The organism is Thalassoroseus pseudoceratinae (assembly GCF_011634775.1).
Taxonomy (GTDB): domain Bacteria; phylum Planctomycetota; class Planctomycetia; order Planctomycetales; family Planctomycetaceae; genus Thalassoroseus; species Thalassoroseus pseudoceratinae.
In genome coordinates this window covers 1-19,837 of the sequence record NZ_JAALXT010000010.1, presented here as the reverse complement: position 1 = coordinate 19,837, position 19,837 = coordinate 1, and the positions used below count along the sequence as shown (strand labels likewise).

The window sequence follows — 19,837 nt, the reverse complement described above, 5'->3', positions numbered from 1 at the left end:
CCTGCCCCCGGAAAAAATGCCGCAACCTTGGAATGCATTGAGTTCCAGGGATTCGGATCGATTGATCTTGTGAAGGAGCATCAGATGTCTACCCCTTGGACGACATTCACTGCGATCGCACTCTTGGCCGTCAGTCAGATGCTAGGCGTTGCTGATGTTATGGCATGTCCGTTTTGTGGTGGTCCGCAATTGACGCTCAAGGAACGTGCGATTGAGAGTGATGCTATCGGATTTGCGACTTTTCTTCGAACAGAATCGACTTCAGCGTCAGATACAAACGATCATGCTTTGTTCAAGGTCGACCAAGTCCTACTAGGCATGCGTTACGTGAAGTCAGGAGCGATCATTCGTGTCGATACTAGGGAATCGCTAGCAAAAGGACAAACCTATCTGTTGTTCGGAGCGAAACGGACTCGTTTGAGTTGGGGCGACCCGATTCCAGCTACAAAAGCCGTCTGTGACTACTTGCAAGATGCACCTGGGGTCAGAGAACCAACGCCGATCCGATTGAAGTACTATGTACAGTTTCTGGAACACGCGGATGAAACAATCGCTGTCGATGCGTTTTCAGAATTCGGCAACGCACGCTATGACGATATCGCTGCGATCGCAACCGACCTTCCAAAAGAGCGGTTGCGTGGGTGGTTGTCGGACGAAGGTAATCTTCTTAACCGGCGGGGTGTTTATGGAATGATGCTAGGACTGTGCGGCGACACCTCCGATGAAGAAAGGTTAGCAGCGATCATTCGTCATTCTCCTATGAAAGACCAAATCCGCGTTGGAATCGATGGCATTATGGGAGGGTACTTGTTGCTTACGGGCGATGCCGGGCTATCAAAGCTGGAAGATTGGAAACTCAAAGATCGCAATGAACCATTTACCGAAACCTATGGGGCCTTGCAGGCCGTTCGCTTCATGTGGACTTACGGTAAAGGACGTATATCGAAGCCGCGACTTCGGCAATCGGTCCGACTGCTACTCGAACGACCCGAACTTGCGGATATGGTGATTGCCGATTTAGCTCGTTGGCGAGACTGGAGTGTGCAAGAACGCATCGTGAAATTGATGGATGACCCACGTTACGATAACAAGATATTCCACCGAGCCGTCGCTCGCTACTTACTGGTTGCAAGTACTGTTCCTGCCGAAATGCAGCACAAACCGCCCAAACACGCAGTGGCAGCGAAAATTGCTGTTGATCGTTTACGGGCGGAACAACCGGACCTCATGCGTCAAGTCGAGCGATTTTATCGCCCGCGAGTTCATGACCAAGGAGCCACCCCATGATTTGGAATTCTGTCTATCTTTGGCTGTTGCTAGCATCACTCGTCGCTGTCGATGTTGTTAGCTGCCACGTCCTAGCATCCGAGAGCTATCATGACCTAGAAGTGATAGGCACAGGGCGAGAAACGAACTCTATGCATCTCATCGGTTTCGGCTCACCTGGTCATATCGTGCATCGACGTCTCGCCGATTTTCAACTGCGGCATTTGTCGATCGAAAGTCTTTCACTGACCCACGATGACTGTCGCCGAATTGCGACGCACCACCAGCTTGAGTCCATTGGCTTAGTCAACTGTGGTATTCGGGATAACGGCATTCGTGAGCTTGCGGAGCTTCCGAATCTTCGGATGCTCGATCTTCGCGGCAATCCGATTACCGATAACAGCTTGAAAATCTTGGTCGATCACGATGAGCTATCCGAAATCGATCTTCGCGGAACCTGTGTAACTCTCAACGGCATTCAAGAATTACAGCGACGGCGACCGCAGATGCACATTGAGTTCACGCCTCGACAACACTGCCGTGAAACGCTCGCTCAACAGTCTAGTATTGTTCGTGAGTCAACCGAACCTCGAACGAATCATTAAGGGCGAATATGTTTGACCGTCAGTTGCGGCTTTGGCTAGTTTGCGTCTTCATTGCGACATGTACGGCCGCTTCTTTGCTGGCAATGGCTCAGAATCCAGCCTCACAAAGCCGTTGTTTTGTTGGACTTCTCGCAGGATTGTCTACGTTCCTGTTCATTCTGCGTTTAGGCATTTGAGATCATGCTTCCTGGTGGCGAAGAACGGTTCTGTGGTTTAATCTTCTGTTTGCTCGCTAACACAAACGTTACAAATGCTTGAGGCAATGCGGCCTGATCTCGAGTGATTGACTCCTGATCCGTGCGTATATCGTTTCGCCAGAAAGCATATCGGGCAGGTCGTTCTCGATTCTGGCCAGAACACAACAGCCCGCTAGGTGGTCTAGGTAAAACTTATGTATCGATCGTCTCGATCAAAGGCGAACTGGGTTGGTTGTTCGCTCTTGTGTGTGATGGCCTGTGGGCTGAGTGGGGCATCAATTTTTGCGAATACCGATTCCGGGACTGCTCGCGACGGACGTACGGCACCAGTGGGTGTCATTGAGTATGATGAATTGACACCGGCTCAGAATTCCGGAATTCGGTTGCTTGAAATTGTGACCGCAGTCTGGTTTTTCATTGTTGGGAGTTGCGTCGGAAGTTTTATGAATGTTGTGGTCTATCGGCTTCCATTCGGGATGTCTCTCACGAAACCAAAGTCGCGGTGCCCGGTCTGCGACACCCCCATTCGCAGAGGGGATAACCTGCCGCTCATCGGTTGGCTGAGGCTCCGTGGACGCTGTCGCACTTGCAAAGCCAAGATTTCGCCGCGGTATCCGCTTGTTGAGGCGAGCGTTGGCTTAATGGTTTTGTCTCTGTTACACATTGAACTACTCTCCGGTGGCGCAAATCTGCCGTGGCGAATGCCGAACCACTATGCCGGTGTCTTGTGGATCATCTGGTATGCAAAATGGGATTTGATCGGCATCTATCTCTATCATTGTGGGCTCTTGTGTATCTTAATGACTGCAGCTTTGATTGAGACTGATCGTAGGACGATACCAGTTCGTCCTTTAATTGGCTGTTTGCTCATCGGCTTGGTCCTGCCAATTCTTTGGCCAACGCTGCACCCTGTGCCATTCCACACTCCGCCGTGGGAATCGCTAGACAAATGGCAATGGAAATGGACCGTTGAAGATACGATATTCACGCCCGGTTGGGACCTTAGTATCGGCTTGAGTCTAAGGGGATTGCTAGACGGCTTGGTTGGTCTTTCGGCTGGAGCCTTAATCTGCGGACTAGCAATCCTCATGAATCCGTTCCGGAGTGAGAATGATCTGTCACGCTCTACATACTTATGCCTGTGCGCATTGGTTGGCGTCGTGTTGGGCTGGCAAGCGACCGTCTCCGCAATCCTATTCTCTTCCATTTTGCGAGTACTGCTCGCCATGGTTTGTCATTGCACCAATTGGACTGCATGTCTAACAGCCGGAACCGCCTTGCAAATTTGTCTCGGACGATTCCTTTCCGACCTCCCGTATTGGCCGAGTCACCAGAGCGAATGGTTTGTCCATGCGGGTGCACTGGCCGGGATCGTGGTGCTAACTCGATTCCAACGCAACCCAGCTGAGGAGGCGTCTCTTCCGGTTTCTTGACGGGGGCGAGAGTTCAGTCTTCGTCAGTGGACTCGATCGTGTCGCAATTCGGTCTACTCTACGTCAGGACGGTTGAGGCGATCAACAGAAAACACGACGTCTTCGTATCTCAAAACAACATGAGACGTCCAGGGGCGTGCGTGGCGATGTCAGCATCGCCGAGAACGTAGAGTGTATCCCCATCATCGAATACGGTTCCCTCTGGGGTCGAACCGTTTCTGTCAGAGCCTCCACCATACGCTGTTCCGTCGCTCTTGAAGACGACCGGACGCGGCCGCTGCTTCCGGGCAGCCGGCTGGCAACTTTGTCGATCTGCGTCTTGGTCCCTTCGCTGGGCAACTCTGCTGCAAAGTGTTAGCCTTCAGTGGCAACCAACTGGTCGAGATTGACCACAGGTTTGTGCTTGAGGTCGTTTCACCGAATTATTTACCATTGAAAGTCTGAACATGCGGCTCCTATTCTGGTTAATCACCGCCCTCACCCTGACATCTTCAGCCACGTTTGCGGACGACGTTCCGAAAGACGATGGAAAATTGCGAATCATTGTTTTCGGCGCTCATCCTGATGATGCGGAATATCGAGCAGGCGGTTGTGGCGTGAAGTGGGCGCGACTCGGGCATCACGTCAAGCTGGTTTCGGTGACCAACGGTGATATCGGGCACTGGGCCATGTCAGGTGGGGCACTGGCGAAACGGCGAACGGAAGAAGTTCGCAAAGCCTCAGAAATCCTTGGCACGACATCGCAGGTGCTGGACATTCATGATGGCGAGTTGATGCCGACATTGGAGAACCGTCGTAAAATCACACGATTGATTCGCGAGTGGAAAGCGGATGTTGTCATCGCTCATCGTCCCTGGGATTATCATCCCGACCATCGCTACGTTGGTGTGCTCGTGCAGGACGCTGCGTTCATGGTGGCGGTCCCGTTCTTCTGTCCGGATGTTCCCGCTCTCGAGAAGAACCCCGTCTTTCTGTACGCCAGTGACCGGTTCCAAAAGCCCTATCCGTTCAAGGCCGATATTGCTGTCGCGATTGACGATGTCTTCGAAACCAAGGTCAAAGCGATCGCTGAACTGGAATCACAGGTGTTCGAGGGGGGAGCGCTTGGCAACGCCGAGAAAGCAGCCCAGGCACCACCAGCTCGTCATCAGGAACTGCGATTGGCCAAAGTCCGTCAGGTGTGGCACATCCGAGCGGGAGGGGAAGCGAGAAACTATCGTGATGCGTTGATTCGCTGGTACGGTGAAGAACAGGGCCAAGCGGTGAAGTACGCCGAGGCGTTTGAGATCTGTGAGTACGGCCACCAACCAAGCACCGCGGAAATCAAAAAACTGTTTCCATTCTTCGATAACACGGAGCCCACAACCCAGTCAAAGAACACGTCAGATGAGCGGTAAGAGTTTGCAGAATGGTCTTTCCGTGAGATTGGAGTTGACGATGGGACCCCGTGTGCGAACGTTACCTGTAAGTGAAGTGTCTTGATGTGCAGGTAAGTGCTGCCGTAGCATTTCAACTTGGCAGGAGCTTACGTATCGACAGATGAAACTGACGCTGCACACGGCCCCGAATCCGACTGCGAATCTTGTGAGATCAGTGACGTGAAGGCTTGAAGACGTGGAACGCTGACAGCGTCCTTCCTTGATCAGCCGTCTTCATCTAACCGTCGCTCAGCAACTGTACGACTGCAGATGCATTCGCCATCGCTATGTCGACAGTCGCGTTGCCGTGAAAGTCGAAACGCGTGGCCGACCACGCGTTCGATAACTGCATAGACTTGCAGTCGTGACTACTTTTGAGCGGCCGCCTTGACGGCATCAATGACGTCGGCGGGCTCGGCTCGTTTCTTGTAGTCCGCATCGAGGAACGCGTAGGTAATCGTGCCGGACGTATCGATCACGTATGTCGCCGCCAGCGGCAACTCCATCGCGTCGTTTCCGTTGTATTCAGGCAACTTGAGTTTGTCCCGATACGCCGGAATGATCGTTTCGGGAAGTTGAAATACGAGCCCATACTTTCGCGCCAGGGCGTTGCCTTCGTCGTGCAATGCCACGATATCGAGATCATTCGCCGCAGCGGTTTCTTTGGCCTTCTCGGGCAGCTCCGGTGTGAGCACGACTAACTTTGCTCCAGCATTCTCGATCTTGTCTAGGCTCTGCTGCATGGCACGAAGTTGAATGTTGCAATACGGGCACCAGCCGCCTCGGTACCACATCATCACGATCGGCCCGTCCTGCCAAAGGTCACTGAGCTTCACACTCTTGCCGTCCCAGCCTGACAGTTGGGCGTCAATCGCCGTGTCACCAACCTGCTTGGCAGTTTTCTCGATATTCGTCGCTCGGACTGTTTCAATACCCTGAGCGTACTTCTGGCGAACGTCTTCCGGAATTCGCGTTACGCTTGCTGCTGCTTTTTCTTCAAGAAGTTTGGATAGCATCGGTGTTTCTCCTGATTGCTTCGAATCGGTTTGCTCACCTTGAGATTTTGCACGTTCTGTGCATCCGGTGGTCACGCTCATTGCAACGGCAACAATCGTGATGGGGAGAAGAGTGACTTTCATGTTCATATCTCTTGATTCCTATTGACGTGAAGAATTCAACTTGATTGTGATGCCGCGTCCAGAGACATTGCTAGTGATGACTGTCATGCCATTGCAGTATTCGTGTTAAGCCTGATTCTGAGCCTTCAAAGCCACATCGCTGCCAGTTCCGAGTAAACCTCGTGAAGTTTTGCGGTCGCGCAAGAGAAGATTAGTCGCAGCGATGACCACGATCCCGATCGCGATATAGACGAGTGGCCACTTGGGAGCGGACCTAAGAAAAAATTCGGAGACTAAAGCCCCCGTCATTGCGCCGATCGCGTAGAGACTATTGAAAGTGTAGAGCAATTTGCATTTCCCGTTTCCTTCCTTTTTCAAGAGCAGTATTAGTGAATTTGCGAAAAACGATAGAGCGGCGTAGCCGATCACAAAGCCAGTTGCGATTCTAAAAACGGTAGGATCAATTCCGAGTGGTTTTGCCATCTCGACAAATGCTGCAACGGACACCGGCCATGCGGCAAATTTGGAAACGGTAAACCTAACAAGGATGAGACCTGAGAGTAGATTCAGTACGGCTAATAGCGGTTTCACGATCGAATTCTTTCGTAAGGGAGGGATTGGAATATAGTTGTTCGTGTGCAGAGACCCTAACTGCCTCTGATCTCATTGGGGGTGTCTAACTCTCGTGAAAATTCAAGGCGGTCATCTCCCGACTGATTGTTTTGACCGATCAGTCAAATTGAGTGCAAAAAAAAATGAGGAGGCAAATTCTCCAAGATGTCTGACGGGGCTCGACCACACTCCTGATTGAGAACCCCCGTTCTGATTTTGTGTTCTCTTGGCTATGAAATCAAACTAGTGGCCTGCTGGGCGACTTGTCGCAAAGCCGTTTTCCCAAACGCACCGCGACCTAGCACACGGATTCCAACCACTAGGGCAAGAAGTGTCCTTGCGGTAGGGCGAGTCTCAACGGAGTCGGGGATTGTACTGAGTTCCTTACCTCGGTCGATTCGACCTTCAAAGAAAGAGACGACCTCTTGGATTCCTTCCGAGACTAGTTTTTGGACGTCATCCTCATGTGACGAATATTCGAGCGTCGTATTGAACAGCAAACACCCCTTCTTGCCGGGATCGTTCAACGTAGCTTTGACGAGAGAGTCGAAGAACATCGCGATTGCTTCACGCGGATCATCAACCGTTTCCAACATTTGCAGCTTACTCGTCCTGCGATCATAGCCGTACTTCAGCAACGCACGCACGAAAAGGTCATGCTTTCCGTCAAATGCGTTGTAGAGACTTCCCCGCTTGATTCCTGTCGCTTCCGTGATGTCGGATATCGATGTTGCGGCGTACCCTTTCTCCCAGAAGACCTCCATTGCCTGCTCGATCACCTCCGACTCGTCAAATGATTTTTCCCAGGGCATTGGTTACTTCTCGTAAGAGATTCGTAATTCGATCTACCAAATATACGCAGTTTGGACCGATCGGTCAACACAATCGCGATTGAATTGACGGTGAGCCTGAGGACGGTGTGTTAATCCAGCGTGGATTGAGCGGTCTGTTGTCGAGCGCGGAACCTGTTGTATGCACTTGGCAACGTTCGTTCGTATCGGCATTGATCGCTATCCTACTGATGCGGCAGACAACGCCGAACTAGCCATTTATGTTGTATCGGCCGGGAAATGCGAGTCGAACTTACTTTCGGACTTCGCTTTCTGGTCGGGCGTTCATGTTCCGCAATCCGCTACCGCCGGTCCATCAGAAGAACGCTTTGACAAATACGTCACTTCTGAATCGCAGCAAAGAATTAGTGATCAAATTCTATCTGGCCTCGACCACCTCTTCACCGGCGACGGCGAAGACTTGGGATGCCTCCAAGTGTAAAACACGGCCGTCAATAAAACTCCCAAATGCGGGGAGGATCAGCAAGCGTTTGGTCTTGATGAAACAGTGCAGATCGACATGTTCGTTTTCGAATTGAAAACGGTGCTTTGGATGTAGGTGTCCGGCTAGCGATGGACGATCGGATTCCAATGCGGGATTGTGAAGAAGTCGGAAAGGTCCGGAAACCAACGGTTCCGGATGAACTTCGATATTCCATTCGGGAGGCGGATCACCAGCAGCACGATCGTGGTTTCCACGAACCAGCACGATTTTCAGGTCGGCATGCCGACTTCGCCAAGCTTGCCACTGCATGATGAGTTCCGCTGTTAGGCCTCGGCGGTTGTGCAGCAGGTCGCCAAGAATTATCAGAGTACGGCAACGTGTTGACTCGATGATTTCATCAAGCCGCCTCAAATCGGTCATTGTCGTATCGGGAATGGGGATGGCAGAGGCTCGGAACGTCGCATCTTTGCCAAAGTGAGTGTCTGCGATCAATACGGTCTCGGTACTTGGCCACCAGACTGCATGGGATGCTAGCAACTGCAGTCTTTCGCCGCCGAATAGAATCTCTACCGCCCCAAGAAGTCGAGATGATCTCATACGGGACCTGCTGCTTTTTCTAGTGATTCTTGCATTCGGCGGATTCGATCAGACAGCTTCTCCGAAGAAATACGTTGTCGCAGTCGATCCACCATCAATGGGAATCCTAACGGCGAAAAACGGGGGATGTCTCGGAGAATAACCAGTGAAGATTGCAATGCGTGAAGAGTGCTCATAAGTCGTGTTTGTTCGAGTTGCAGCTCTAACACTTCTTGCTGAGCCTGCTTCAGAAGCAGATTGTCGGGATCATAGTTTGTGAAGACATCGTAAAGCAGCCCCGTCGAGGCTTGGAGTTGATGCGCTGATTTGCGATTGCCGGGATAGCCCGGAAACACCAAACCCGCAATATGGGCCACTTCGCGAAATTGCCGCTTCCCCATTTCCGCCGCGTTCATGCAGGCTTCAATGTCTTCCACAACGCCTTCGGTCCGAAAGAGCTGAGTTGTAATGACTTGATCAAGCAAGGCCCGAGTCGGCGAAAAGAGTTCAAAGCCATAGTCATTCACAGAAATGGTGAATGTAATAGGAACTTGACGTGAGAGGCGGTACGCAACTAGTGCTGCTAGTCCTTCATGAACCAAACGCCCCGCGAAGGGGTAGAAAAACAAATGATGCCCTTGCCGCGACTTCGTACGTTCAATGAGCAATTCGCCCAATCGAGGAATGTAGGACCATTTCTCTTGGATTCGCAGCAAGGGTTTCAACGCTAGCATTTCAGGTCCTAGGAATTCGTCATTGGCGGCTTCGTCGAGCTTCTGCCGAACGGCCGTCGCCAATTGGCTCGATAAGGGCATGCGTCCCCCCATCCAACGAGGAATCCGAACGTTTCCTAACTTTTTTGCCCGTCGGACCCAGACTTTGGAGTCTCGAACAAACACCAACTCCACTTGCCGCCCGGCGAAAATGAATTGGTCCCCTGGATTGATTTTCGAAAGAAACGACTCTTCGATCGTCCCGAGTTTCGGACCTTTGAGAAACTGCACCGTCAAGGACGCATCGCTAACGATCGTGCCGACGGAAAGCCGATGCCGGAGTGAAATCCTGCGATCATCAACTCGGTACAAACCTTCGTCGTCAATGCGAACCTTTGAGTAATCGGGATAAGCTCGAAGAGCCTCACCGCCGGTTGTGATGAATTCGAGCACCCAATTCCATTCTTGCCTCGTGAGGGACTGGTAACTCTTCGTCTGTCGAACTTCGTCGAATAGATCATCAGGTCGAAACCCACCGCCGACCGCAATCGTGACAGCATGTTGGGCCAGGAGATCTAACGGGCAGGCAACAGGCTGACGTCCTTCTAACGAACGTTGTGAAATTGCGTCTCTCGCCGCTGCCAATTCGATTAACTGTAGAGCATGCGTCGGGATGCACGTGACGCAGCTGTTTTGTCCTGGTGCGTGTCCACTACGCCCTGCCCTTTGGAGCAGACGGGCGACACCCTTAGGACTGCCCACTTGGAACACTCGCTCCACCGGGCTAAAGTCCACTCCTAGGTCTAAACTTGATGTGCAAACCACACATTTGAGCTTCCCCTCACGAAGCCCATCTTCAACCCAACTTCGTGTCTTGCGGTCTAACGAGCCATGATGCAATGCAACTTGCCCTGCCCATTCGGGACGGCGTTTCAAGATCTCTTGATACCATGCTTCCGTTTGCGATCGGGTGTTTGTGAAGACTAGTGATGACTGCACGTGATCCAACTGTTTCACCACGGCGTCGGCTTGCCGCATCCCCATGTGACCGGCCCAGGGGAAACGCTCGATGGACTTGGGGATCATCGAATCGACAACAAATCGCTTGCGGCGCGCTCCTTCAATGAGCACACCGTGCCCGCCGACACTCGACACGGGAACGCTGTCTGGACATGAATTTTCGTTTCCGTCCCCGCCAAGCAAGTACCTCATTGCTTGATCGATATTGCCTAGCGTCGCGGAAAGCCCCCAGGTTCTCAAATTAGGATGCCAACGGCGCAGGCGAGCCAGCCCTAACTCGGTCTGCACTCCCCGTTTTGTGGATAACAATTCGTGCCATTCATCGACGATGACCAATCGCAGATCGGAAAATTGATCTGCCGCATCGGCATGTGTCAGTTGGAGAGAAAGACTCTCCGGCGTTGTGATCAAAGCGGTTGGCAGAGTCTTTCTTTGACGAGCGCGTGTCGACGCTGAGGTATCGCTTGTTCGAGTTTCAATCGTCCAAGGCAAACCCAAATCCTGAACAGGAGCTTGGAGTGCATTTAGCGTGTCGGCCGCCAAAGCACGCAAAGGCGTCAGCCACAACACCCGCAATCGTGGTCCTGTTTTTCGCCGTGTTGACGTTCGCTTTTTGACCTTCGTTTCGGATGTCGCTATCGGAGGCGTTTGACTTCGTTCCGCGAGCGCCTCGATGATCGCGCCCATCCAGGCCGCGTACGTTTTTCCGGTTCCGGTGGTGGCGTGAATCAGTCCGCTCTGACCATCGAGATACGCGTTCCAGGCTTGCCTCTGAAATCGAAATGGCTTCCAGTCTTTTTGTTCAAACCACGAAACCACTTGTTGACGCGCACGCATGACCGGTCGGCTGGTGCTCGAAGAATCCGTTTTCGTTCCTGAGATTGGAGTGGCAGATACGACGTGTGGATCGCTCACGATTTCGTCTCCGCCGGAATCATCCCTTTGACGAAATCCAACGTGTCGGCGTCTTTCGGTTTTTTGTCGAGACGCCAACGGTGCATACGTGGAAATCGCACCGCAATTCCCGACTTATGACGTTTCGAGGGTTGGATATTCTCGAACGCCAGCTCAAACACCAACTCCGGATTCACAGAGCGGACGGGGCCGAATTTCTCCACGGTATTTTTCCGGACGAATCGGTCCACCTTACGAATCTCAGCGTCAGTCAAACCGGAATACGCTTTCGCGAAGGGAACTAGTTCTCCCTCGTTCCAAACGGCGAATGTGTAGTCCGTGTAGAGGCTGGCCCGACGACCGTGACCACGTTGGGCATAGATCAAGACGGCATCGCAGGTGTACGGGGCGACTTTCCATTTCCACCATGTGCCGGTCGTTCGGCCCACAGCATATGGGGAATCGGCCCGCTTGAGCATCAAACCTTCCACGTGTCGATCGCGGCTTTGCTCTCGCCAGTCTTCGAAAGCGTTCCAATCGTGTGCTTCGATGAGGGGAGAAACTTGTAATCGACAATCGTCGCCTCGACCGTCCAACACTGTCTCCAGTAGGTGTCGTCGTTCCCGCATGGTTTCCGTCCGGATATCCTCGCCGTCGGATTCCAGGATATCAAAGGCAACAAATTGCACCGGAACTTCGGTGAGCAATTTCTTTCCCACCGTCTTTCGGCCAATGCGTCGCTGGAGTTCGCCAAATGGCAGCACTTGACCGTCTTTCCATGCCACAATTTCCCCGTCAAGAACCGTACCGTTGGGAAGCATCTTTGCGTCGGGTGCCAGTTCAGGAAAACGATCGAGAATCAGTTCTTCGCCACGGGACCAGATGAAAGTCTCGCCAGCTCGACGAATAATCTGTGCGCGAATGCCATCCCATTTCCAATCCACAAGCCAATCGGTGACGGGCCCTAAGGTTTCTGGTTCGGCTTGAAGCGGATGGGCGAGACAAAACGGATACGGTCGGCTGATTTGCGTTTCTTCGCTGTCTTCACTCAGCAGATCGGTGAAGAATTCGGGGTTGGGTTCCCATTGCCCCATCATTCGATGCGCGATGGTGGCGGTTTCCAGACCACTGGCGGCCGCTAATGCCCGGATGACTAACCCCTGAGAAACGCCAACCCGAAAACTCCCGGTGACGAGCTTGTTGAACACAAACCGTTCCCGAGCGGAAAGCACGTTCCACGCTTCTATCATCGCGCATCGTTGCTCCAACTCTTCCGAATTCCGGAGCGGCTGAATACGATCTTCGACCCAGGTTGTCAGAGATTCATCCGACGAGTATTCGCCCGGTGGAAGCAATAGTGCGATGGTTTCCGCTAGATCGCCGACAGCCCCGTAGCAGTCCTCGAACAACCAATCCGGAATGTCTGCCACCTCGGCACACCACTTCCGAAGTAGACTGGTCGGCATCAATCGCTTGAAGCGGCGACCACTCAAAAAATACACCGCCCACGCACCATCCGCCGGAGTGCATTGGGCGAAATACTCTCGCATGGCTTCGATTTTGCGATTTGTTTTCGTCGTTTCATCGAGGGATTGATATAGGGCGGCAAAACGTTTCAAGAGGGCGACTCCCCGGCATTCACAGGCATATCGCCTTCATCAAACGAATCTTCCTGGACGGCATCGATTTCCATATCGTCCCGCTCTCCAACAAACTCCGTGCGAAGCGGTTCGGCATCCAAACCCCGTTCACAGAGGAACCGCACCATCGGCCCGGTTTGACCGTGAGTGGCTAAAACACGGTCGGCACCCGTGGCTTCGATTGCTCCCATCAATCCAGGCCAATCGGCGTGGTCCGACATCACAAATCCACGTTCGACCGACCGCCGCCTGCGAGAACCTCGAATCAACATCCATCCCGATGCAAACGCGGTCGAAGCCCGGCCGAACTTTTTCATCCATGTCGACCCCATCGCGGAGGGCGGTGCAACGACCAAAGCCCCGTTCCAATCGCGTTTCTCATTGCCACGCCCCGCGTAACTCGTGTCCGGCAGATCAACACCGGTATTACGATAATCCGCGTTGACCCGCTCGACTGCCCCATGACAAAAGATGGGACCAATAGACGCATCGACTCCAGCCAAAACACGCTGAGCCTTCCCCAATGAATAGGCGAAAACCACGGACACGCGACCATTCTCTTTATTGTTTCGCCACCAAGCGTTGATGTCTGCAAAAAGTTCGTCTTGGGGAGTCCAACGGTAGATCGGCAAGCCGAACGTGCATTCCGTGATAAACGTATGACAAAAAATCGGCTCGAACGGTTGGCAAGTGCGATCGGGCGTTACCTTGTAATCTCCCGAAACAACCCACACTTCACCTCGTGATTCCACACGAATCTGTGCCGAGCCGAGGACGTGTCCCGCCGGATGGAAAGACACCTTCACGCCATTGATGAGGATATCCTCACCGTACGCCACCGTTTCCACGTTGGCGTCGGCCCCCATGCGGGTTTGAAGGACATGTCGTCCGACGTCTGTTGTGAGATATCGCGTGTGCCCTCGTCGAGCATGATCCGCATGTGCGTGCGTGATCACAGCCCGATTAACGGGACGCCACGGATCGATATGGAACCCGCCTCGCTCGCAGAACAGGCCATCCGCGGTCACAGAAATTAGCGCGATTTCTCTTCCCTCCCCAGACGGGCAATTTCCCGAGTTGGATTGTTGCAAGAAATCGTAGGACGTCTCGACTCAGCTTCAAGTCAAAAAATCGGACGGCTTCATTCGTGAATTGAGGCGACGATTTTACGAACCCAACGATCCGGCAGTCGAAACGCGACTTTAACATCGTCTTCCACTCCGGGAAGAGCTAACAGCCGATCGGACGGAACTTCGGATCGATGGCCCGTTCTCTGTTGAGGCCTCAAGATTAGGTACGCAAACAGTAACTAAGCGAGCCGGCATCATCCTCCAGGCAACGGCGCGTGCTGGATGATGGGTAGGCCGATGAAGAACTTGATCACCAATGCGTTGATCAGGTCAACGAAGAACGCGCCCACCAGCGGGATGACGAGAAAGGCTTTGAACGACGAACCATACTTCCGGGTGACCGCGTTCATATTGGCGATCGCCACCGGTGTGGCCCCCATTCCCAGCCCACAGAATCCACCGACGATTACCGCCGCGTCATAGTCTCTGCCCATCACGCGGAAGACGACCAGCACGGCGAATAATGTGATGACGACGGTCTGGAGCATCAACACGATGGTGATTAGTCCGAATGATTCGGCGAGCGACGAAAGGTCCATGCTCATGAGGCTCATTGCCAGAAACAATTGCAGCGCAATTTCACCGACCTTGTCGAAAGCCCCACCCGGGAGCGGCCTCCCAGAACGATCCGCTAGATTCGTGATGACAATACCCACGAGCATCGCAGTCAAGAAGCCAGGCAACTTAATGTCGTTGTGGAACAGCCAACGATTGATGACTTCACCGAGCGATAGGCATATTGCGATCACGAGCATCACACGCAACGCCAATGCCAACGAATATGAATCATCCGCGACCGACTCATCTGATGTTGGGGCAGGGCCTTGGGAGGCGTCCGGTACGAGATTGTTCCGCTTGATCAACCATTCTGCGACTGGGCCGCCGACGATCCCGCCGGTAATCAGCCCGAAGGTCGCAAACGCGATACCCGCCACGTCAGCGTTGGGCAGACCGGCGGCTTTGGCCTCTCGGCCCCAAGCGATCGCGGTACCATGACCGCCAGCGAGCGATACACTACCCGCGAACAGGCCGTAACCTGGGTGTGCGTCAAAGGCCCAAGCCAGCAGGACACCGGTCACGTCCTGTACGACCAGAAAGACGGCAGCACATATTACGAGGGCACCTAAGGCCTTGCCTCCTGCTGCAAGGCGAGAAAACTTTGCCGAAACCCCGATCGTCGTAAAGAAGACCATTAGCAGCGTATCACGGAAAGTCATGTCGAAGGTGATCTTCAAACCACCAAAGGTATTGATCGCCGCAACAATGAGGCTACATAGCAGCCCGCCGGTCACCGCAATCGGAATGCTATACTTGCTCAAAAGAGGAACCGATTGCGTGATGCGATTTCCAATCCAAAGCACGACAATCGCAACGATCACGACATCCGCGCCTGCCATTTGAATGCTTTCCATCAGTTGGCTTGACTCCGTTTTCAGTACCGACTTGGTGTAACAGCCCTTGAAACCAATGCTCAGGGCTTTACGTTGGCGGCTTCCCATGCCCGGACACGCTGCCGGGCCCGGTCGAAGATGCGTTCGTAGTTTCCCTTCAGTAGCAGACGCTTCGCCTTGGGAGAAAGCTTCGCGAGCAACGGAGCGTATGTCTTGTATGTCGTTAGGTACTGCTCTTGGGTCTCGGGGGCGACACTGTCTGTTCCGAATAAGAATCGATCAGGGTAACGATTGATGAGGTCGGCAATCACAGCGACGGTCTCGGGTGTGGCGACTAAGTACTTCGCTGTCTCGTCCCAAGAGATATCAAAGTGGATGTTCTTGGATTCAGGGTTTGCCAATGAGCGTTCTAGCATCTTGACTTGGTCTTCAACAGGCCGGACGACCCGACCAAGGCCAATATGTGCCCAGATGATAACCGCATCGCGGTGCCGCCCGGCTAACTCTCTGAGCTTCGTGACGATGTATGGATCTTGGTTAGGGCGGGGGAACGGCGTATTAACATCGCAATGAAGCACAACAGGCATTCCAACCTCGGCGGCCAAATCTAGAATGCGGTCCAAGGCCTTGTTCTGCAGTGTTGCCACCTCACCAGAAATCTTTGAGGAGACAAACTCTTTGTGGATCGAGAATTCACCGATCCCCGAGAACACACCTGGAAAGATTCGCAGGACTCGACGGATGTGATCTGCGGCGTACATGTCAGTCGGGTTGAACCCCGTGATCATGGGGTCAAAACGCTGTCGTTCCTCTGGCGTCAACCGCTGATACTGATGCGCAATGATTGCATCGGTGAAGGAATAGTAATAGAGCGGCGCGTCGGTTTGCGTATAGTAAGTTGGGGCGAAGTCGCCGGTGTTGGCGTACATCCATTGCTGCTGTAATGGGATGCCGCTTAACATGCTGCGTCCCACCTTGTCACCCATGATATCTAGGTAGCGACGAATGTCCGTACCTTCCTGGACATAGTTCGTGAGGTGAAAGTGCGAGTCATGAAACAGGTAGCCATCTTTGTTGGGCTGAAGCTCTTGCGCAGAAACGGACAGCGATGCTAAACACCCATAAAACAACGCTATGACAAACCGTAGTTGTGAAACCGTGGACCATGTATTGACCATACGCTCCCCAGGATGAAGTTGTTGTTAAAAGCAGTCTTCGGAAACACTACGCAAGCACCATATCATTTCATGGTTCGGATCGCCAACGTCACTCAGTTCCGTCGCAGGGAAGTTCAGACGTCGAGAAAAGCCAACCGAGTTCGCTGTTGGTTTCACTTCGATCGACGTACTGTATGACTCTTTGGCACTGGCAGACTGCATTGTCACCCAACACGTCAATCCAATGATGCCAAAGTGTTGCAGGGGGCGCAGGAACCGATTGATGTACCCGCCGCGGTAATGTGAGAACACAAACGCCGCGAACGCGAAGCCGCATCCAGGAACCAGGTTGTAAGAAAAGTGAAAGTCTTCAAGTCGCTATCAGCCGTTGAACTGCTGCAAACCCACGGAGCGGTTTTAGACGAACTCAAAAAGCCGTGGCATCATTCGGACTCGCAACAACCCCATCGGCGATTACACCGAATGGCTAGTGCGAGGTCAGTGTGATCAAACTCAAAAAGATGAAGGTGAAAACGCACTCTTTATGATCTGTCTTGAGAACAGCATGCGTCTTTGTTCGTAGGCGTTTGTCGGGGGCTCGATGTCTGTGGAAAACAAGGGACATCCCGATCTACCGAACTTTGGAAGCTTGCCCAACTCGACCGAGATAGTCCACGAAAATGAAGTCGCGTTCCGAAATCGACCGAACATTAAATTCAAAAAGTTTGTTGATTCGATCAGGATGAACGGAAGTCTGAATGTGGAACCTTAGCTTGCCTTTTGCGACGCTCCATTTGCCCGTAGAAACAGGCGACTGAACAAAGACCTTCTGGAAGAGCCGGATTTCTTTCACCTCTCGGACAGTTCTGAAACTTCCGTCCGCATTGAAGGTCACGAACAAAGCCCCAATCCTATCAGTGTATCTCCAGCTTCCTTTCAGCATCTCCGTGACCTGAGCGTCGGTCAATACTTTGGCTGTCGTGCCAAGCGGTTCTTTTTTCGCGGGAATTGGCTCAGGAACGATTCGCTGAAGTGTCATGAGCAAACGCTTTGAGCCACGCTTCGCGGAAAATTCCGTAGGACGCTTTGACTCATCGGGGTCAGAGAAGCAGATAATCAGCTTTCCGTTGTCAAATCGATAGATGCCCGAGCCGTCGGTCTTCTCCCGTGTACTGAGGTCAATCCCTTTGGGATACTGCGTCGCGTCCAAAGAAAACAGCTTGACCTGTTTGTTGCCGTCGTGCGGGGAAACGAAAATGATCGCATTCTGGGCAATCTCAAATTGCCCTCCGGATGGCAGCCAATCTCGGATTGCCTCCTCGGGAACGACCTTGCCATCCTCCACCAGTTCAACGACCTTCCATTTACCTTGAAACTTCTGTAAGTCAGAGCCTTGGTCGGCCGCAACCACCGTTTCTGAAGCTAGGATTGAAGTTAGCAAGAGTAAGCACGAGCAACGTATCACGGTGAATCCTTTCAGGAAAAACACTTGGAGTATCCGGCGATGAAATCACTTGTGAGATTCTGGCAGGCGATGTCCGATCTGACAAGATTGACGACCGTTTTGGGAACAATTTCGCTGCCAACCACTAACGGTCGCAGCGACGATCTTTTCGTCTGACGTCACTTCGACCTTGGTTAGCATGGTGACTCGAGAAACCCAATTGATGCGAGTTTCCGGCAATAGCAAAGAAGAGCAAAGATGCCGGGAACGTTCATGGTCTCGCTCACACGATTAGAAAATCGGATTCGGGAAATCTGGGAAACGCGACAAACCTTAGCTCGACTTTTCCCAATTTTGGATGGAGTTTGACTGCAAAAATGCGGACTCCGGGAGATGGTAAAGTTATCACGACTTGACCCTTCTCTGAACGGAGTCCGCAACGCGATGGTTCTTCTACCAACTCGTTCGGTCTTAATTCGGCTATCGACCGTGAGGTGCCTGGCGTCGATCCTTTTGAATCAATGATCGGTTAAAGACCTGGCCCACCCGAGCCGGTTCGTGTGCGTCCTTGGCGAGAGCAATCAGTTTTTGAAGCACTTTCGGGTACTCCTTCGCGACATTGTGCTTTTCTTCAATGTCCTTGGATAGATCGTAAAGCTCCCACTTGCCGTTGCCGCTTCGATACGATTTCCACTGATTCATTCGCACCGCTTGTTGTTTACGATACTCCCAATACAGGTAAGGATGCTGCTGCTGTCCGCTCTGGCCCAGCAATGTGGGAAGAAAAGAAATTCCGTCAGTTTCTGGGCAAGTCGCAGCAGTCATTTTCGCTAGCGTCGGCATGACATCTTGAAAACTGAGCATATGATCGGAAATGCTGCCGGCTTTGATTTTGTGAGGCCAGCGGACGAGATAAGGTACCTTCAAACCACCTTCGTACAAGGAGCCTTTGCCGGCGCGGAATCGCTCGCCTGTTTTCGGATTCAGGTTCGGACCAAAGAAACCGTGCGGGTGGTCTTCGGTCTTGAAATAGTCCTGGCCACCATTGTCACCAGACAGAAAGAACACCGTGTTGTCATCGATGTTCAGTTCTTTTAGCAGAGACAATATTTTGCCTATTTGCGAATCTACCATGTGCATGAAGGCGGCATAGACTCGGGCATCGCGATCGGTTCGCTGTCCTGCCGTCCATGGCTTGTCTTTAAAAAGTTGCCACGACGGGTCGTCTTCATCGATACCCCATAAGCCATGCGGTGGCGTCCAAGGTAGGTAACAAAAGAACGGTTCGTCTTTGTTTTTCCGGATGAATTCCATCGACTCGCGAAAGATTTCGTCCTGCGCATGAGTCTCACCATCATAGAACGTCTCACTCTTGTTTCCCTTCAAGGGGACTTCGCGACTATTACGAATCAAGTACTGCGGATAATAGGTGTGAGCGTGCACCTGATCGTAGTAGCCAAAGAACTCATCGAATCCATGTTTCTCTGGAATGCCGGAAGTGCCTCGACCACCAATGCCCCATTTGCCAAAACCACCGGTTCTGTAACCGTTCTCTTTTAGCATCGAAGCGAGAGTCGGTTCGTCGGCACGAATCGGCGAGAAGCCATCATTGACTCGCACGGACGTGTGTCCGGAATGCAAGCCGGTCAACAAAACGCAACGTGTCGGACCGCAGACAGGTGCCCCGGCGTATGCATTGGTGAAACGCATGCCTTCACTGGCGAACCGATCAATGTTGGGAGTCAATAGATCGGGATGGCCCATGTGTCCAGATTCAAAGTACCCCCATTCATCCAGCATCAAATAGATCACGTTCGGTTTTTCTGCCGCCCCACTGGACTTCGTCAGCAAACCAAAGAGGAGGAAAACGGCAAACAAATGGTTGAGATGCTTCATGGTTGGTGATCACAATCCAGTCAAGTTGATGCATTGGCCCGTCAAGAGGTTT

At 52.6% G+C, this 19,837-nt stretch carries 15 protein-coding genes; 4 read left to right on the top strand and 11 right to left on the bottom strand.

All coding sequences use genetic code 11. From position 1 onward, the window contains the following. Positions 1 to 84: 84 nt before the first annotated feature. The 4 genes from G6R38_RS26120 to G6R38_RS26105 all read left to right on the top strand — a co-directional run bounded on the left by G6R38_RS26120 (position 85) and on the right by G6R38_RS26105 (position 4,898). On the top strand, positions 85 to 1,287 hold the full coding sequence (locus tag G6R38_RS26120; RefSeq protein WP_166831752.1) for a hypothetical protein: 1,203 nt from the start codon (positions 85 to 87) through the stop codon (positions 1,285 to 1,287). Then, a complete protein-coding gene (locus tag G6R38_RS26115) occupies positions 1,284 to 1,871 on the top strand; it encodes a leucine-rich repeat domain-containing protein (RefSeq protein ID WP_166831751.1) in 588 nt (195 codons plus the stop codon). Before G6R38_RS26120 ends, G6R38_RS26115 begins: the two co-directional genes overlap by 4 nt. Positions 1,872 to 2,262: 391 nt before the next feature. Continuing rightward, entirely contained in the window at positions 2,263 to 3,501 is a 1,239-nt protein-coding gene (locus G6R38_RS28295) for a prepilin peptidase (RefSeq protein WP_315852377.1), read from the top strand. 446 nt (positions 3,502 to 3,947) lie between these two features. Continuing rightward, a complete protein-coding gene (locus G6R38_RS26105) occupies positions 3,948 to 4,898 on the top strand; it encodes a PIG-L deacetylase family protein (RefSeq protein ID WP_166831750.1) in 951 nt (316 codons plus the stop codon). A gap of 389 nt (positions 4,899 to 5,287) precedes the next feature. On the opposite strand, the gene G6R38_RS26100 is transcribed toward G6R38_RS26105, so the two are convergent. From G6R38_RS26100 to G6R38_RS26050, 11 genes are all read right to left on the bottom strand, one after another. Then, on the bottom strand, positions 5,288 to 6,058 hold the full coding sequence (locus G6R38_RS26100; RefSeq protein WP_240928390.1) for a peroxiredoxin-like family protein: 771 nt from the start codon (positions 6,056 to 6,058) through the stop codon (positions 5,288 to 5,290). Positions 6,059 to 6,163: 105 nt separating this feature from the next. Beyond that, positions 6,164 to 6,628: a hypothetical protein gene (locus G6R38_RS26095; RefSeq protein ID WP_166831748.1), complete on the bottom strand. Its 465-nt coding sequence runs from the start codon at positions 6,626 to 6,628 to the stop codon at positions 6,164 to 6,166. A 251-nt stretch (positions 6,629 to 6,879) separates the two neighbouring features. Continuing rightward, the gene (locus G6R38_RS26090; protein ID WP_166831747.1) at positions 6,880 to 7,461 is read right to left on the bottom strand and encodes a TetR/AcrR family transcriptional regulator; all 582 of its coding nucleotides are present in this window, start codon (positions 7,459 to 7,461) and stop codon (positions 6,880 to 6,882) included. A gap of 397 nt (positions 7,462 to 7,858) precedes the next feature. Then, positions 7,859 to 8,521, bottom strand: coding sequence for a ligase-associated DNA damage response endonuclease PdeM (pdeM, locus tag G6R38_RS26085; RefSeq protein WP_166831746.1), 663 nt, complete (start codon positions 8,519 to 8,521; stop codon positions 7,859 to 7,861). After that, on the bottom strand, positions 8,518 to 11,070 hold the full coding sequence (locus G6R38_RS26080; RefSeq protein WP_166831745.1) for a ligase-associated DNA damage response DEXH box helicase: 2,553 nt from the start codon (positions 11,068 to 11,070) through the stop codon (positions 8,518 to 8,520). Before G6R38_RS26080 ends, pdeM begins: the two co-directional genes overlap by 4 nt. A 74-nt stretch (positions 11,071 to 11,144) precedes the next feature. Then, positions 11,145 to 12,746 (bottom strand): ATP-dependent DNA ligase, encoded by a 1,602-nt coding sequence (locus G6R38_RS26075; protein WP_166831744.1) that lies wholly within the window; start codon positions 12,744 to 12,746, stop codon positions 11,145 to 11,147. Continuing rightward, positions 12,743 to 13,795, bottom strand: a complete 1,053-nt coding sequence (locus G6R38_RS26070) for a ligase-associated DNA damage response exonuclease (RefSeq protein WP_240928389.1) — start codon at positions 13,793 to 13,795, stop codon at positions 12,743 to 12,745. The genes G6R38_RS26075 and G6R38_RS26070 overlap by 4 nt, the downstream gene beginning before the upstream one ends. Before the next feature lie 296 nt (positions 13,796 to 14,091). Beyond that, entirely contained in the window at positions 14,092 to 15,396 is a 1,305-nt protein-coding gene (gene gltS / locus G6R38_RS26065; RefSeq protein ID WP_206028742.1) for a sodium/glutamate symporter, read from the bottom strand. Beyond that, positions 15,369 to 16,466, bottom strand: coding sequence for an amidohydrolase family protein (locus G6R38_RS26060; protein ID WP_166831743.1), 1,098 nt, complete (start codon positions 16,464 to 16,466; stop codon positions 15,369 to 15,371). Before G6R38_RS26060 ends, gltS begins: the two co-directional genes overlap by 28 nt. 610 nt (positions 16,467 to 17,076) lie before the next feature. Continuing rightward, on the bottom strand, positions 17,077 to 17,910 hold the full coding sequence (locus G6R38_RS26055; RefSeq protein WP_166831742.1) for a TIGR03067 domain-containing protein: 834 nt from the start codon (positions 17,908 to 17,910) through the stop codon (positions 17,077 to 17,079). Positions 17,911 to 18,369: 459 nt separating this feature from the next. Beyond that, a complete protein-coding gene (locus tag G6R38_RS26050; protein ID WP_166831741.1) occupies positions 18,370 to 19,785 on the bottom strand; it encodes an arylsulfatase in 1,416 nt (471 codons plus the stop codon). Between the last annotated feature and the right edge of the window lie 52 nt (positions 19,786 to 19,837).